12 protein-coding genes and 4 pseudogenes are annotated in these 15,739 nt (G+C 58.7%); 12 read left to right on the top strand and 4 right to left on the bottom strand.

What is annotated here, in order from left to right:
- Nucleotides 1-286: pseudogene (locus AF337_RS25530) on the top strand (hypothetical protein); the annotation flags it as partial.
- 1,291 nt (nt 287-1,577) lie between these two features.
- Here AF337_RS25530 and AF337_RS42580 read toward each other — a convergent pair.
- Nucleotides 1,578-1,929, bottom strand: a pseudogene (locus tag AF337_RS42580) (IS3 family transposase); the annotation flags it as partial.
- Nucleotides 1,930-2,022: 93 nt separating this feature from the next.
- Between AF337_RS42580 and tssA the strand changes: the two are divergent.
- The 7 genes and pseudogenes from tssA to tssG all read left to right on the top strand — a co-directional run.
- Entirely contained in the window at nt 2,023-3,015 is a 993-nt protein-coding gene (tssA, locus tag AF337_RS25525; RefSeq protein WP_004680423.1) for a type VI secretion system protein TssA, read from the top strand.
- Between the two features lie 35 nt (nt 3,016-3,050).
- Nucleotides 3,051-3,605 (top strand): type VI secretion system contractile sheath small subunit, encoded by a 555-nt coding sequence (tssB, locus tag AF337_RS25520; RefSeq protein ID WP_004680424.1) that lies wholly within the window; start codon nt 3,051-3,053, stop codon nt 3,603-3,605.
- Nucleotides 3,606-3,607: 2 nt separating this feature from the next.
- Entirely contained in the window at nt 3,608-5,095 is a 1,488-nt protein-coding gene (gene tssC / locus AF337_RS25515; RefSeq protein WP_004680425.1) for a type VI secretion system contractile sheath large subunit, read from the top strand.
- Nucleotides 5,096-5,210: 115 nt separating this feature from the next.
- Nucleotides 5,211-5,744 (top strand): Hcp family type VI secretion system effector, encoded by a 534-nt coding sequence (locus AF337_RS25510; RefSeq protein WP_004680426.1) that lies wholly within the window; start codon nt 5,211-5,213, stop codon nt 5,742-5,744.
- A gap of 86 nt (nt 5,745-5,830) precedes the next feature.
- Nucleotides 5,831-6,334 (top strand): type VI secretion system baseplate subunit TssE, encoded by a 504-nt coding sequence (gene tssE, locus AF337_RS25505; protein ID WP_004680427.1) that lies wholly within the window; start codon nt 5,831-5,833, stop codon nt 6,332-6,334.
- Nucleotides 6,334-8,220, top strand: coding sequence for a type VI secretion system baseplate subunit TssF (gene tssF / locus AF337_RS25500; protein ID WP_008536039.1), 1,887 nt, complete (start codon nt 6,334-6,336; stop codon nt 8,218-8,220). Before tssE ends, tssF begins: the two co-directional genes overlap by 1 nt.
- A pseudogene (gene tssG / locus AF337_RS25495) lies at nt 8,184-9,155 on the top strand (type VI secretion system baseplate subunit TssG); the annotation flags it as partial. The gene tssF and the pseudogene tssG, both read left to right, overlap by 37 nt.
- Nucleotides 9,156-9,260: 105 nt before the next feature.
- Here tssG and AF337_RS45630 read toward each other — a convergent pair.
- Nucleotides 9,261-9,398 (bottom strand): annotated as a pseudogene (locus AF337_RS45630) (CoA ester lyase); the annotation flags it as partial.
- Between the two features lie 549 nt (nt 9,399-9,947).
- Between AF337_RS45630 and AF337_RS25490 the strand changes: the two are divergent.
- Complete coding sequence (locus AF337_RS25490) at nt 9,948-11,975, top strand: type VI secretion system Vgr family protein (protein ID WP_004680430.1); 2,028 nt, start codon at nt 9,948-9,950, stop codon at nt 11,973-11,975.
- Between the two features lie 456 nt (nt 11,976-12,431).
- Here the strand turns inward: AF337_RS25490 and AF337_RS46100 are convergent, their stop codons facing one another.
- Nucleotides 12,432-12,560: a hypothetical protein gene (locus AF337_RS46100; protein ID WP_010068000.1), complete on the bottom strand. Its 129-nt coding sequence runs from the start codon at nt 12,558-12,560 to the stop codon at nt 12,432-12,434.
- A gap of 130 nt (nt 12,561-12,690) precedes the next feature.
- Between AF337_RS46100 and AF337_RS25485 the strand changes: the two genes are divergently transcribed.
- The 3 genes from AF337_RS25485 (at nt 12,691) to AF337_RS25475 (ending at nt 14,781) form a co-directional block, all read left to right on the top strand.
- Nucleotides 12,691-13,662: a leucine-rich repeat domain-containing protein gene (locus tag AF337_RS25485; RefSeq protein ID WP_004680431.1), complete on the top strand. Its 972-nt coding sequence runs from the start codon at nt 12,691-12,693 to the stop codon at nt 13,660-13,662.
- Between the two features lie 525 nt (nt 13,663-14,187).
- Nucleotides 14,188-14,493: a hypothetical protein gene (locus tag AF337_RS25480; protein ID WP_004680432.1), complete on the top strand. Its 306-nt coding sequence runs from the start codon at nt 14,188-14,190 to the stop codon at nt 14,491-14,493.
- A gap of 30 nt (nt 14,494-14,523) precedes the next feature.
- Nucleotides 14,524-14,781 (top strand): lysozyme family protein, encoded by a 258-nt coding sequence (locus tag AF337_RS25475; protein WP_040111814.1) that lies wholly within the window; start codon nt 14,524-14,526, stop codon nt 14,779-14,781.
- Between the two features lie 341 nt (nt 14,782-15,122).
- Here the strand turns inward: AF337_RS25475 and AF337_RS25470 are convergent, their stop codons facing one another.
- On the bottom strand, nt 15,123-15,422 hold the full coding sequence (locus AF337_RS25470; RefSeq protein WP_004680434.1) for a hypothetical protein: 300 nt from the start codon (nt 15,420-15,422) through the stop codon (nt 15,123-15,125).
- Nucleotides 15,423-15,739 lie beyond the last annotated feature (317 nt).

Below are 15,739 nucleotides of genomic sequence, written 5' to 3'. Positions count from 1 at the left end.
GAAGGCGGCCCATCCCGATCTCAGCGCCGCCGATGCCGCCATAATCGTGGGTGCCGTAAAGCAGGATATTGCTAAAAGGGCGGCGTTCCAGACGGTGTCGGCCCAGGACCAGGCGAGGCTGGACGAAATCGCTAGGCAGACACCGCAGCTGCCGGGGCAGAGCAAGGGGGCGTGGGCGGACGCGCTGAAGGCGGCCCATCCCGATCTCAGCGCCGCCGATGCCGCCATAATCGTGGGTGCCTCGAAGAAACGGATAGCCAGGAGGGCAGCGTTCAAGGTGATATAGGACGGCTCATGACTCATCACCACATTCCCTAGGAACTGCACCATCATGTGCGTTGGTTGTCCACCACGGGATTGCATGAGCATGTGAGAGCGCCGAATTTTTCTTCAGTCTGGAGGCCAATACCTGGCTCGAGATCGATATTTAGGGGCACGACGGCCGGCGCATTCCGGCTGACTAACACGCCGAGAGCGACCTCGTCTTCGACGGTCGGGAGCGCAGAATGTCGGCTCGCATGCCGCTGCGACCATCAGCCCGCTCCTCGCAAGATTGGCGCCAAGGCCGCCGTCGAACGATGGCGACGAGGCAAGTTTTTCCAAAACTTTCTTTAGCATAGAGGTAGAAGGATCGCTACAGCGGGGTTGCAGTGCGCGGGCGGCTAGGGTGACTAAGTGCGTGCACTCCACGACCGTCAAACGGGGTCGGTGTCCGTCAATTCGAAATCGCAGGGATCTGCACGAGAGACCGCGTGGTTGCCCTGCACGACTAATGGAAGCAGGGTCGACAGTCACGTTGGGATGCGGTAGGTGCGCGATAGAACGGGGGATTGGCGGCGGGACTCGATTCTTTTTAGAAGATCACGCAAAGCCGCATCACACCCATTGTCAAAAGTAAATACCGCGACGATGGTTATTAAACTTCGACTTCCGTCGAAAACGGCAATGGCGCTCACGAAGGAGGCCGGCCGCTGCGAAACCCCGCCATCTCCGCACCCCACTCCTTCGCTCCAACTGGGAGCAAAATGAATGAGGCAACGTGCGAATCTCGGGGAGCATCGTTACATGCGGTCAATACGGATCTCATCCAGATTGTCGCCCTATATGCCTCGTGCGGCGGTCCGGCGGAGCGCAGGAGATATAATGCCGTTGAAGTGCTCGAGCCGTTCTACCACTGACGCCGGGTCGCTGCACGCGCGATGGACCCGCCGGCTGGCCGCTCGTTCGATGAGGGTCCGCGCGCCGACACCCCCAAGAGCGATCGCCGAGGACGCCATCCACCTTATGCAGCAACTGGCGCGGAGGCGGCCGCGCGAAGACTTCGTAGTTGGAGGCCTTCAGGCTCACGTTTGCAACGGTACTCCGCAGGTTGCCCTTTGCAACGACTGCCCGACGATGTCAATTCAATCTGGCTGAGCTTGTACCGTCAAGTTTATCCAGTTTGGGGTTCGCTCCAGCGGTGGGTTGCGCATCCGCGGCGGCATCGGCGGGTTTAGGTGCGGAGACCATTCCGGCTGCGCAGCACTGCATCACGTCGCGGGTTGCCGATCTGGGCGAACTCTGCAGGGTTAGTCAGCCGAGGCCAGAGTGCTTGGCTTGCCACGCTCCTCGATAACCCGATCCAGTCCACAGGCGACCGCAGGCCGGAGAGCGAAGTATCGGCGACGAGAGTCCGGCTTTCCTCACGACCATCAGAAGCCTGAACCCGCGCCAACGATCATTGGCAGCCAGCGGGATCAACACCAACGCTTGCCTTTCGCTCGTTTCCGGCCACGGCGCTTGCGCATCGTGAGCTTCTCCTCCCGATGGACCCGGAAGAGCTTCTTGTTGTTCACAAGGGTGTCCCTCGCGCCTGAGCAGCACATAGCTGCGTCAAGATCCGAAGCGGCGGCATTCACGCCCCAAGCATTCACGACATATACGAATGTCGATTGTGCATGAGCAATCGCGTCTGCTCATTGCTAAACATTGAGAAACAGAGGCGCGACGATCTTTTATGTCGGGAAAACTGGGATTTGGGTCATGCTCGATGCAGATCATCTATTAAAACCGATCAGCGACGGCAACGCATGCGGGGATGCTCTCGATTACGATTTGAGCTTCCTGGAGCTGGAGATAGCGTCGCATGGCAAGCCGCACCAGCAGATAGGCGACTCCATCGCCACCGAGGAGGCTCCCGATTGGACAGAGGTGTGGCGGCTTGGCCTCGACCTTTCTGCCCGCACTAAGGATCTAAGAGTCGGCATCTTGCTCACACGATCCGCCCTCAGTCAGTTCGGCTTCTCTGGTCTAAGTCGGGGGCTTGAGCTGCTCGCGGCCTATGTCGAGCTCTACTGGTCAGAGCTACATCCGCGACCGGATCCAGAAGATGACGAAGATCAGACCGTTCGCCTCAACGCTCTAGCGAGCCTCTGCGATCTCTCCGGGCTCTTGGCAGAAATACGCCAAGTCCCACTCACCTCCTCCAGGCAATTCGGGACTTTTACGCTCCGCGATTGGGCTGGTGCGCTACGGTCCCAATCTACGGAAATTGATCGTTCGACCATCGAGCACGCCTTCATCGACACCGACCCACTGCAGCTCGAGCAGATCAGCACTGGTCTCCACGCCAGCCTGGCAGCCGCCACCCATCTAGACGCGAGTGTTCGGCAGCACGTCGCGAGTGACGAGGCCGTTCGATTCGACCCTCTGATAGTGCTACTCACCCAGGCCAAGGATCTGGTCGACGCCCATCGGAAAAGGGCCCAGCCTGCAGCCCCGGCATCTCCATTGCCAGACTCTAGCAAGGCCTCTTACCCCGAAGTGATCCGCAACCGCGATGACGTTGTCGAAATTCTTGGCCGCATTTGCCACTGGTACCAGGTGAATGAGCCCGCGAGCCCACTGCCAGCCCTCCTGGAGCGCGCGCAGCGACTTGTCTCGAAGGACTTCATGGCTCTTATCAAAGAGTTGGCGCCAGAAGGGGTTGCCCAATACCGTTCGATTGCCGGTCTGGCGGTCGGCGAGGGCACGTGACGTGCGCAATCTTCCCTATCAGGAGAGTGGAACACATGACAAAGGCGAGTAGTCAAAAGTTCATCGCGCGGGTTCGTCCGCCTCGCGTACAGATCGAATACGACGTCGAGACCTATGGCTCTCAGAAGAAGGTTCAGCTTCCCTTCGTGGTCGGCGTGATGTCCGACCTCGCCGGCAATGCTGCCGAGCCGCTTGCCCCTGTCGCGGAGCGCAAGATGATGGAGATCGATATCGACAATTTCGATGATCGGCTCAGATCGCTGAGGCCCAGGGTGGTGATGCGGGTGCCGAACCTATTGACCGGAGAAGGCCAACTCGCTGTCGACTTGACGTTCGAGCGGCTCGAAGATTTCTCGCCGGCGGCCGTGGCGCGCAAGGTCGACAGCCTTAGCAGGCTGCTCGAGGCGCGAACGGAGCTCTCCAATCTGCTGGCCTATATGGACGGGAAGAACGGTGCCGAAGAGTTGCTCACCCACTTCCTCGCGGATTCGGCACTGCTAAGCGCCCTCGGCAATGGCATCGAGACTGAGAAGCCTGATGCAGTGGTTGCCGCTCCGCCATTGGCATCCCCAGACACAGAGGAGAACTGATCATGATGCCTGCAGATGCCACAGATGTACAGGTCGCCACCGTTGATCTCGGCGATTTCACCCGCATGCTTCGATTCGAGTTCAAGATCCGCTCGGACCACTCCCGTGACTTGGTGGAGAGTGCCGTCCGAACACTGGCCGAGCAGGCACTTCAAAACACGTCGCTGATCAGCGACGATGTCGTCACGACTATCCAAGCAATGATTGCTTCGATCGACCAGAAGCTTTCTGCACAACTCAACGAGATCCTCCATCACGAAAATTTCCAGCGCGTGGAATCAGCTTGGCGGGGCTTGCATCACCTTGCCATCAACACCGAAACCGATGAAACGTTGAAGATTCGCGTTCTCCCAGTTTCAAAGGTGGAGATGTCCCGAACTCTGCGGAAATATAAGGGTGTCACCTGGGATCAGAGTCCGCTATTCAAAAAAATTTACGAAGACGAATACGGCCAAATCGGCGGTGAACCCTATGGCTGCCTGATTGCCGACTACTATTTCGACCATACCCCACCGGACGTAGAGTTGCTTTCGGGACTGGCGCAGATCGCGGCGGCGAGCCACTCACCGCTTATATCTGCCGTCTCACCACATCTGCTGCAGATGGATTCTTGGCGTGAGCTTGCGAACCCGCGTGACATCACAAAAATCTTCCTCACGCCCGAACATGCCCCTTGGCGGGCGTTCCGCGAGAGCGAGAACTCTCGGTACGTGGCCCTGACCTTACCACGCACCCTTGGCCGGCTGCCCTACGGGGCCAAAACCAACCCGGTCGATGAATTCGCCTTCGAGGAGGACACAGACGGCGGCGACAGCGAGAAATACCTTTGGACGAACGCAGCCTACGCCATGGGCGTAAATATCACGCGCTCGTTCAAGCTCTATGGCTGGCTCTCCAGAATTCGTGGCGTCGAATCCGGCGGCCTGGTCGAGGGTCTGCCGGTACATACCTTCCGCAGCGACGACGGTGGCGTCGACCTAAAATGCCCCACTGAGATCGCGATCAGCGACCGCCGTGAGGCCGAACTGTCCAAAAACGGTCTTCTACCGCTGTTGCACCGCAAAAACACGGACCTCGGCGTATTTATTGGCGCTCAAACTATTAACAAGCCGGTCAAATACGAAGACCCCGACGCGTCAGCGAACGCCGAACTCAGTGCCCGGCTACCCTACATCTTCGCAACCTGCCGCTTCGCACATTATTTGAAGTGTATGGTCCGGGACAAGATTGGCACGTTCAAGGAGCGCCACGAGGTCGAGGAGTGGCTCAACCAATGGATTCAGGGCTATGTCCACCCCTCGCCCGAGCTTGGGAGCGAAGAGAGTAAGGCACAGCAGCCGCTCTCCTCAGCCGAGGTCAAGGTGGAAGAGGTCGAAGATAATCCCGGATATTACGTTGCGAGATTTTACATGCGGCCACACTACCAGCTCGAAGGCCTAACCATCTCTTTGAGACTTGTCTCGCGCCTGCCATCCGCCCGCAAGGACTGAGAAAACCCGCAGATGATTGTGCTCCGTTCTCGGCGCCAAAACTCCGGAATAGCTGCCCCGGGCTGGCCGATGCAATCCAGGCCCAATCAGATCAACGAGAAAAGGAAAGTCCATCATGGCGTTCGACGCGGTTATAAAATTCACGCAAGCGTCCAAGGACGGCATTTTGCCCAAGGGCGAATCTATCATTCTAAAGGACGGTATCACCCTAGCGGACGAATGGAGCTTTTCACTCGAAAACAAGCTGAACATTGGGCCTCATACCGCCGGGGCGGGCGCGGGCAAGGCCGAATTCGAGGTCTTCACTATCAAGAAGCAGGTGGATACGTCATCGCCCTCTCTGTACGTTGCCTGTGGTCGCGGCGCCCACTTCAATAGCGTCGAACTGAAACTTTTCAAAGCGACGGGGAGCGGACAAGCTACATCAGAATCGAACCTGTTCTTGCACTGGAGTTTCAACATGCTGGTAGTCGAGAAGGTCGAGTGGTCCTATGCGGAAGAGGCCCCCGAGGAGACGATCACATTCCGGTTCGGCGCCTGCAAGGTCATTTATTACAGGCAGGATGAAAAAGGCGCTCTTACCAAAGCTGGCGAGGGCATCTGGAACCAAATCGCGAACAGCACCGACTTCAATAGGCTCGTCGGCTGATGGGGCCATCGGCAACCCGGGAATATTCGGGGCTGCGCGCGAAAACGACAGATCGACTCGTCGCCATTGCACCTGGAGATTGTAACATGGGCAGAGATGTTAAGCGGGATCTCGTGCAACCATCCCTCCTGGACCGGCTTACGGACGATGAGCCGCGCAGCTCGTGTGAAGCGCAGGACAAGCGCAGCTTCTCTGTTCGCCAACTGGAAGAGGTGATTCTACGCGATGTTTCCTGGTTGTTGAACACCAATCAATTGGGTGCAACCGTAGATCTACAAGCGTACCCTCACGTAGCGGCCAGTGCACTTAATTATGGTGCCTGGCCTCTCAGCGGACAAATTCGCGAAGGCATGGATAAGAGCGCATTGCGCGAAGCGATAATCGAGAGCCTTCAGCGCTTTGAGCCGCGTCTCTTACCGGACACCCTGAAGGTCACGGTCCTGGACGATGGTCAGGGTTGCGGCACTTTTCGCTTTAGGATCGAAGCCGATCTGTGGGCGCAGCCATTGCCGGTGCGAATGGTGATGCGTACGGAGGTAGATTCCGAGCTCGAATCCGCCCGCGTTCATCTCGGTACAGAGATAAGCTGATGGATCCCCGGCTCCTGCGACTGTACAACGACGAACTTGCTTATATGCGCGAGATGGGGGCCGAGTTCGCCCGTGCATTCCCGAAGGTCGCCGCCCGGCTCGGGATGGAATCAGCGGAGGTCGCCGACCCCTACGTCGAGCGGCTTCTGGAAGGCTTCGCTTTCATGGCGGCGCGGGTGCAATTGAAGCTTCAGTCTCGCTTTCCGGAATTCACCCAGCACCTCCTGGAGATGGTCTATCCGCATTTTCTACCGCCGCTCCCCTCGATGACGATCGTCCGTTTCGAGCCCGACCAGGATGCCGGACGACTTGAAAATGGATACCTCGTGCCGCGGGGAACCAAGCTTTTGGGCCGTCTTGCTCCGGGCGCCGTCACACATTGCGAGTTCCGCACGGCCCATGATGTGCATCTCTGGCCAATTGTGGTGAGCGCTGCCGATTATTTTTCGACGCCGGGGCAGATCGCCGCACTGGATCTTCCGGCCCGGCAAGATGCGAAGGCTGCTTTGCGACTACGCCTTCGCACCACCAATGGCATGCCGTTCAATAAACTCGGACTAGAGGCTCTCACACTGCACCTAACAGGCCCCGGTGGCATCGGCGCCGCACTCGCCGAACAGCTTCTCGGTGACGCATGCAATATCATAGCCCGTCCGGTCGGCCGGCCTATCCCTTGGCAGGAAAAGATTCCGGTTCATGCGCTGCAGCAACGCGGTTTGGAGCCGAGCTGTGCTCTCCTGCCCGAGGTGCCACGCTCTTTCGACGGGTACCGTCTCCTACAGGAGTATTTCGCCCTCGCGGAGCGGACGTTGTTCGTCGAGGTTAGCGGGCTGGCAGACGCAGTAGCCCTGTCAACTGCCGAGACCCTTGAGATCGTCTTCGCACTCAGACGTGTCGAGCCACGGCTGGAACGACAGCTCGGGCCCCAAAATATCGTTCTCTTCGCAACGCCCGCGATTAATCTCTTCGAACGCCAGGCAGATCTCGTCCACGTGAGCGACAAGAACACCGAGCATCATGTGATTGTTGACAGGATGAGGCCGCTCGACTTTGAGGTCCACTCGATCCTCGAGATGAGCGGAGACGGGGCGAAAAACGAAGCGGCTCCCGTGAGGTTCTACCCGTTCTATAGCATCAGCGCGCACGGTCAGGAGGAGCAGCATTCCAGATACTACGCGATCCGCCGGGAGCAGCGCCTCATGTCGGAGCACCAGCGTCTAAATGGCGCGCGGACTGGCTACATCGGCAGCGAAACGTTCGTTTCTCTAGTTGATCGCCAGGCGGCTCCCTATTCGGCGGAACTCCGGCATTTGTCTGTAAACTGCCTGTGCTCGAACCGGGATCTGGCGCTGCTGCTGCCGATCGGCCGGGACGAGACAGACTTCACCCTGGAAATCGGCGCTCCAGTTACCGCCACCCGGTGCGTATCGCCCCCGAGCCGACCGCGCCACTCCTTCGCCAATGGCGATATCACTTGGCGATTAATTAGCCATCTTTCACTGAACTACCTCTCGATCAGCAATTCCGATAGGAACGACCACCGGGGCGCAGAAGCGCTACGTGAACTCCTCCGCCTCTACGTCGATCCAGTCAATGCCTTCGCCTCACGGCAGATCGACGGGATCCGGGAGATTCGGTCCAGGCCTGCGGTCAGGCGATTGTCCAGCGGTGGACAAGCCGCCGTAGCACGTGGGATTGAGGTTGGTATCATCCTGGACGAAGCGGCCTTCGAAGGCGTTGGCATCTTTCCGCTCGCCTCCGTGCTCAACCAGTTCTTCGCGAAATACGTATCCATCAACAGCTTCACCGAGATGGTCGTCTCGACGCTACAGCGCGGGGAGGTAATGCGATGGCCGACGATGGCCGGCCGCCGGGCGATCCTTTGATTTCGGGGGCACTCGGCGACTTCCTAAGCTCGCTCAGGGCCGAACCGCATGCCTGCGACTTCTTCCAGGCTCTGCGGCGGATCGATGCAATCTGCTCAGATCGGCCTCGGCTGGGAGAATCGAGCGGTCCCAGCCTGGATCGCGTGCGGATCGCCCAGCAGCCCTCCCTTGCATTTCCGACTCGATCGATCGCGGGCGTGACTGCGCACGAGGAGAACGACCCCGTAATCTCCACCTACGCCTTCGGCTTGTTTGGACCCCACGGTCCCCTCCCATTGCATCTGACGGAGTACGCCCTTCTCCGGCAGCACAACGCCGCGGATGAGACGCTGATCCGATTTGCTGATACCTTTCATCATCGAATGGCCTCGTTCTTCTTCCGCGCATGGGCGGAGGGCGAACCGACCGTGAGCTATGACAGGCCACAAGAAGATCGATTTGCCCTTCAGCTCGGCGCGCTAGCCGGCTTCGGGATGACCTCCCTGCGCGCGCGGGATGCTATGCCTGATCTGGCCAAACTCCACTTCACCGGCCGTCTCGCCTCACACACCCGCAACGCCGAGGGGCTCGCTGCCATCCTCGCCAGCTTCGTCGAGGCGCCGGTTGATATCCGTGAATTTGTCCCAAAGTGGGTGGATCTGCCCCGCATATCGCTCTGCCTCCTGGGCCGCGACCCGGCCACGGGCACGCTGAACAGCAACGCTATTGCAGGTGCGAGGGTCAGAGTGTGGCACCATCGGTTCCGACTCATTGTGGGTCCCCTCAGCCTGGCTCATTACGAATCGCTTCTGCCCGCAGCTCCCGGCCTTAAGTCGATAGCGGAGATCATCTGCAACTACCTTGGAGATGAACTTGACTGGGAGATTAACCTCGTTCTCCGTCAGGAGCAGGTCCCGGAAGTGCAGTTGGGTCGCTGCGGCAGACTCGGATGGTCCAGTTGGATGGGCAAGAGGAAAACGCGCCAGCACGCCGATGACTTGACAACTACCCCGACTGACCGGGACCCACCGGCTGCCGCATGGCGCTCTCCTGAAACGGACATCCATGATGCGGCGGGCCCGCTCGACCTTCTTTTCGGGCGGGGAGAAGATCTCCTTGGCGAGATCGATCTGGAACGGGTGAATGGCCCACGTAACCTCGATACCAAGTGCGGCGGCACGGCGGGCGGCGGCTTGGAAGGCCCGTTATGACAAGCATCGGAAGCTCGACTCTCTTCAGTAAGCTCAACGCAAACTGCAATGGGACCGCCAAGGCCCTTTGCAAAATTCGCCGTGACGCCTCTTTGGAACGTTATCGCCATTTTGACGCCCTTGAGGCTTCAGCAGCGGAGAGGCCTATCGAGCCGACGATCGCGGCGAAACTCGACCACCGTGGTTGTCCGCTCGGGCGCTGCGCCCTGGGCCTGGTTGAATCTTCCAGGAGACACGTCGTCGCTAGCACCGCCGGAATCCGCCAACTCATCGATGTTACAAGGCCGCATGGCGAGATTTGGGTGGGACTTAGCGTGGGTGAGTTCCAAGAGACCCACACGCTTTCTTCACCCCGCCCTCCCCCGCTTGGCTCTGACGATGCGGGCCAGCAAGACATCTTGGCTGAGCAACGGTCGGCGATTTCGATGCACGAAATAAACGCTTTTCGGCATCTTCGCCGATGGCTTCGGCAGCATCCTACTCACGCCATCGGGCGCAACCGCGCCTTCTCATCAAATCTGCGGAACACACACCACCATGGTCGAGTCAAGAATCGAGAGTCTCTTAAGGCACAATCGTTTTGTTGCGGTCACTTCGGCCGCGTCCGAGTTGAATGAAATCTCTCTCCGGCGGCTCAGTGGCACCGAGCGGCTGGGGGAACCTTTCCTCTACGAGGTGAAGCTCGCCAGCCGCAATCCAGTTCAGAACTTTGCTACGATCCCCGGTCAAAACCTGACAATCGGCCTTAAGCTCAAGGACTCGCAAACGCGCTTCTTCAACGGTGTTGTTACGCGCTTCCAATATCTCGGCCTCGACGATACCGAGCACCTCAACTACGTGGCGCAGGTGCGGCCGTGGATTTCATTGCTCGAGCATCGCTCTAACAGTCGGGTCTTTCAGAACAAGACGAGCATCGAGATCATCACCACGATTTTTCGAGAACATAAAGGCAATTTCAAGAATCAGACCGCCCGACGGTTCCCACAGCGCCCATATTGCGTCCAGTACGATGAAACGGATCTGGCCTTCGTCAGCCGCCTCATGGAGCAGGACGGCATCTACTACTATTTTGAACATGCTGAGGACCAACATGACCTGGTGCTGGTCGACAACGCCGCGAGTCACATGGCCTGCACGCCTGAGATCGTAGAGACCCACCACAATCTCAGGCCTGCCCGAAGTCTTTACCAAGAAGATGTCATCCTGCATTGGGACGAGGTCGTATCGCTACAGCCGAACAAGGTCGTTCTCAGGGACTATGACCATGAGAAGCCGATGGCAGAACTGACGTCTGTCGCGCGTGTTCCTCCCGTGAGGACAGGCGGCATTCCGCCATGCAAGCTCACGGGAAGCGCCATCACCCGACCGCGGGAGAGCGTGGCGGTCAGAACGGGCGAGACCTCGTCGGCAAGCAGCGGCTGCACGGCAATGCGGGAGGTCTTCGAGTATCCAGGCCAGTATACAAAAAAAAGCGATGGCGATTTCTACGCCACCATCCGTGCCGAGGAACTCGCCTGCAACGCTTATCGCGCGCGGATCGAAAGCACTGCGCGCCAGATAACGACCGGGTCATTATTCAAGGCGGCAAATCCCTTCTACTACGGCCAGGTCGGTTCCCGCCCGAAACCCACCGATCGCTTTCTGGCAGTCGGACAGGACTTCACTGTCATCGGTGAGGTGGGGGACGATCTCACTGCGGACACCGTGGGGGGGAAGGGCGAGCGGTTCCTCTATCACAGCAACGTAGAGATTATCCCCGCGACAACCCAGTACCGACCGAGGCGCCGCACACCGGCGCGGTTGATTCACGGACCGCAGACGGCCGTCGTCGTGGGCCCCGAGGGCGAGTCGATCGCGACGGATAAGTACGGCCGTGTGAAGGTTCAGTTCTTCTGGGACCGAGAAGGCGGAAAGAACGAGAACAGCTCCTGCTGGATTCGGGTGGCCCAGAACTTCGCTGGTAAGGGTTTTGGCAACCTGGTCGTCCCACGGATCGGCCATGAGGTCGTGGTTGATTTCATCCACGGCAATCCCGACACGCCCCTGGTGACCGGCGTCGTATACAATGGCTCAAATCTGCCGCCTGAAACCCTGCCGACCGACAAAACGCGGTCGACCTTCCGGACGCATACCGATGGCGGCGCCGCTAATGCCTACAATGAACTGCGCTTTGAGGACAAGCAGGGCCGTGAGGAGGTCTATTTGAAGGCCCAGAAGAATCATACCGTCGAGGTCGGGAATATCTACAGCATCGACGTCAAGAGACACTTCCTCCTGACCTCGGGCGGCGCCGCGCCCGACTCCCCTGCCGCAGCGGCCTTAGGTAGCCGCGTCGAGGTAACACCCGACAAGATCCGCCTTGTAGTATCGGGCAGAACCGGCCCGCAGGCCATCGAAATCAGCGGCGATGGGATCGCCATTATCGGCACGATGATTGGCGTTATGGCAACACCTCCGCGGCTCGGGTCCATCGTCTCCATGCCGCCGCCGACACCGGGTCCACCCACGCCGTCGATAATGAAGCTTATTGCGACACTCGGGCTGCCGCCTGTTACGCCCGAGTGACACGATGTCAAGGTGAACTGGTTCTGGGCCTCGGCTGTCCGGAAGTCGTTGCCTTTAAGTCGGCAGGGCCCTGCAGGCGTAGAGAAAAAGCGTAACGGCTTCGGCGTCGTAAGCTGACCTACCAAATCAACGTGACACTGCGAGATTGCCCGAAAATGAGGAAAGGTTATCGCGCGTGAGCGTTTGTTCCGGGAACTTGCGCCTCAGTTAGATGGAGTTGCCACGCGAAATCGGCCGCAAGCGGCTCCAAATGCGTCTGGTTTAGGTCTCCACCAAGCTGGAACTGGTGGATGAAATACCTTTATCACTCGGCGTCACGAAATTGCGATCAGGGCGCGGGCGGCGCAAAAATCAGCGTTCTCGATCTGGGCGTTACAGCGCTGCTTTGCAGGGCGGGCTCTCGCCTCGAAGCGCTTCTGGCGGAGCGTGGCCGCCTCGAGCAGCAGTCGAAGCCTTTCACCATGCTCGAAGGTGTCTCGCTTCTATTTGCGTTTCGAGTTCCTGATAGGCGCTGGCCATGCCTGTCAGGCCGAGTTTGCGCAGCATGTCAATGGTGGGATTGTTCAACGTCGCGATAAAAATCATGCGCTGTCCAGCTCGAGGGAGGACGCTGGCCATGCCCCCGAAGCATAACGGGATACGAATTTGGTATTGGAAGGAAAGGTCGCGACGGAAGTAACATCAGCAGTGACGCAATGACCTAAGGAACGACGCAATGTACGGCAGAAGGCAGGGGGGTGTTGGCAATAGTTCCGAACAAGGCGGTGAAGACACCTTTAACTGGGTTGAAGGCTTGACTGGCTCCTCGTCCGGCGAAGCGGCACTGAAAGAAATTTTACTGGCCTGGGCGGAAGACGGGCAGCAGGAGCAGGACGAGGACCGGCACGAGGCAATGGCACGGATCGAGGCCTGGACGGAAACCCGCAATTTTCGTGCCCCCCTGAACTTAACATCGCTGTCCCTAACGGCACTGCCCCCCACCTTACCGGCCGGCCTCCAGCGGCTCAACGCCAATGACAACCGGTTGGGCAGGCTGCCCAACAACCTCCCGCCCGGTCTGCGAAAGCTCTCTGCCTGCGACAACCAGCTGACCACGCTGCCTGAGGTTCTTCCGGACATGCTCGAGACGCTCTACGTCGACGGCAACCGGCTGACCAGATTGCCGAACGAGCTTCCTTCCGGACTAAAGTATCTCTACGTCAACCACAACCGGCTGACCAGTTTGCCCGATAACCTGCCGCCTGAGCTCAGGGAGCTTCATGTCACCCGCAACGAAATCGCGCACCTGCCGGAGAATCTCCCCCTCGAATTGACGGATCTCCGCGCCGAACTCAATAATATAATTCGCCTGCCCGAGCGCCTTCCTGCAAAGCTCACGAGGCTCGAAGTCCCTCACAATGAACTGACTAGCCTACCCGAGGACCTCCCGGCCACCCTAAAGTGGCTCAGCACCGACAGTAATGAACTGACCCACCTGCCCCCTAACCTGCCGAGGGGGCTGGAGGAGCTTAGCGTTCGTGGAAACAACCTGAGAGGACTTGGCGACGGGCGAACTGCACTGCCGTACATTCTGTCGCAGCTTCCGCCTCATTGCAAAGTGTACCTGAATAACAATCCGCTGCCAGATCGACTGCGGGCGCACCTGAGCGCGCAAAGCGGGACGAGCCTTCCGCAGATCTTTTTGTGATGCTGCCTGACAAACGGGCCAAACTAGGTCCCTGCGTTTTGAGTAAAAGGCCTTTTGCCGAAGCCATGGCGGTGGGGTGCAGGCCAGGTATGACGCGTGCGGATCAAAAACAATGAGTTTGCAGGTTTATGCCGCTCGCCGGAATGTGTTGAGTTGTGGAAGCAACAGACGTCTCACTGAAGACTATGGCCGGAAAGCCCAGGCTCGGCACTTGTGTCCTTCGGGCGACCTTGCATGCGAGCCAGTTCGTACAAAGGATTACCCGCTATCGCGTACCAGGAGGTGCGACGCTTACGGCCTAGAGGCATTGCCGCCGGTTGGAACGTTCGGAAGCTGGACCCAGATTTCAACAGGCCTCAAGCGCATCCACCATTTCCACATGGTCCACCCCCAGCATCGCGTATTCGTTGATCTAACTACCCGAGACTCCAGCCTACGGGCCTATTTGCATTCGTCGGCGATCGACGACTCTGTCGCCTATTAGTTGAAATAGGGTTTCGTGGCGAGCCAGCAGAGGAACAGCCCATGGATGAGAAAAACAGCCCCATTGTTTGCATCTCGGGTGTAGACGAACGAAAGCTCGGCGCCGCTCTAATCGCGGTCCAATCGGCATTTAGTGTCGCGATTGCGGAACTATCGAAGCTTCACAAAGGGAACAGTCCTCAGTGGTTCGAAGACCTGGAGGAGGTGGTAATCGCTAACGCAAAAGGCACAGTCACCGAGGGCATCTCGCTGGATGTCGAGGTGGAAAGCCTCAAATTCGGCATCGACGTCCTTCGGGCGATCTTAGATGTCAGCCGCGTTGAGCTAGGCTTTGCAGCAAAGGAATAACCTTTCGCCCAAACGAGGTCTCGATGCTATTTGGCGCCGGAGATGTTCGATGCACACTCGAACCTTCGCATGAGTACCGCGCTCGTCGCCAAAGTCGCCCGCATCGTCACCAAATGGTACGGTCGTCCGACAAACCAGGAGGTCTTGCCGCAGATGATCGACGATACGACCTATGCATGGCGCACCGGCGTTTTTGAGGCAACGCGCGTTTTCCATGCGGAAGACCCGGGCGGACCAACCTTCATCGGGGGCAATTTGCGCAAGCCGGACTCCCATGGAAGACAATAACTTGTCGGACGCTGGGCGCACGAGACTGAGGGACTCAGCGTTGAAGATGTGCCGACAAGCTCGGCATTAGCGATGCACCCTGTATAGCGGGCAGCGACCGCCTTGCCATGCTTGAAGATGCCCTGAGCCGACACGCCCACAGTTGATAAAGATGTCGACTCAGTACCGCCGGCCGCTCCTCACCTTCTACCTTGCTGAGCCGCCAGCCATTGCGGCTCGTGGCAAGGATTTTTCGGACTCTTCCCGAGAATATGCACAACGCGACGCAGCGCTTGTCGACCCGCTGTTTCGTGAAGTTCGCGCTCGCCAGGAAATGGTGCGTGATGAGCCCTTTGTAAGAGTCACCCTTGCGCCGGCAGTCCGAGACCTCCCCGTTCATCTGGTTCGTCGTCTGGAATCGCAATCGATCGATGATCGACCTCCGCCCCTTCGTCGCAGGGATACACATCAAGTGGCATTGACCTGGACAGCGACCGCTCGCGCTGGAGCGCCGAATACCGGCGGCGCATTTCACCGGACGCAATCGACCCTGCCGTCCAAAGAGCGACCAGTTCCATGAAACCCGGGTCTTCATCGATCCGGATTCCTCGCGCCTTCCAACGCGCGATGACCCGCTCGGCTATGTCCCTGCGTGAATCCATTACCACTTCCCTGCCCCCTGCCCCCTGCCGCCTACGCGGTTAGATACCAAGATGGTGGGTTCTTCGCCAGTTCAAACCGTCCAATATGTCACGCCGGCCGCCCGCGATCCGTTTTCAGGAGCTTGTTAGCTGGAGCTATCGAGATCGCAGGACACACTTTCCAGCTCTCTCCCGACCTGATGGTCCCCGTCACCATCTTTTCCGTCCATGAATAAGGTAGGCCGCCCCCGATCAGTCCAGGCGATTTAAGTGCGAGTCCGCTTTTACGTCGCCTTGAGGTCCGTCAGCACCTTGTCAAAAGCATCCTTGACCGGCTT

The organism is Rhizobium ecuadorense (assembly GCF_001187535.1).
Taxonomy (GTDB): Bacteria; Pseudomonadota; Alphaproteobacteria; order Rhizobiales; family Rhizobiaceae; genus Rhizobium; species Rhizobium ecuadorense.
Note: the sequence above shows the minus strand (reverse complement) of the source record. Positions and strands in the feature narration are given on the sequence as shown.

Coding starts and splice junctions, on each gene's coding strand:
- tssA (WP_004680423.1), top strand. CDS start 2,023: ATGCTCGATGCAGATCATCTATTAAAACCGATCAGCGACGGCAACGCA.
- tssB (WP_004680424.1), top strand. CDS start 3,051: ATGACAAAGGCGAGTAGTCAAAAGTTCATCGCGCGGGTTCGTCCGCCT.
- tssC (WP_004680425.1), top strand. CDS start 3,608: ATGATGCCTGCAGATGCCACAGATGTACAGGTCGCCACCGTTGATCTC.
- AF337_RS25510 (WP_004680426.1), top strand. CDS start 5,211: ATGGCGTTCGACGCGGTTATAAAATTCACGCAAGCGTCCAAGGACGGC.
- tssE (WP_004680427.1), top strand. CDS start 5,831: ATGGGCAGAGATGTTAAGCGGGATCTCGTGCAACCATCCCTCCTGGAC.
- tssF (WP_008536039.1), top strand. CDS start 6,334: ATGGATCCCCGGCTCCTGCGACTGTACAACGACGAACTTGCTTATATG.
- AF337_RS25490 (WP_004680430.1), top strand. CDS start 9,948: ATGGTCGAGTCAAGAATCGAGAGTCTCTTAAGGCACAATCGTTTTGTT.
- AF337_RS46100 (WP_010068000.1), bottom strand. CDS start 12,560: ATGATTTTTATCGCGACGTTGAACAATCCCACCATTGACATGCTGCGC.
- AF337_RS25485 (WP_004680431.1), top strand. CDS start 12,691: ATGTACGGCAGAAGGCAGGGGGGTGTTGGCAATAGTTCCGAACAAGGC.
- AF337_RS25480 (WP_004680432.1), top strand. CDS start 14,188: ATGGATGAGAAAAACAGCCCCATTGTTTGCATCTCGGGTGTAGACGAA.
- AF337_RS25470 (WP_004680434.1), bottom strand. CDS start 15,422: ATGGATTCACGCAGGGACATAGCCGAGCGGGTCATCGCGCGTTGGAAG.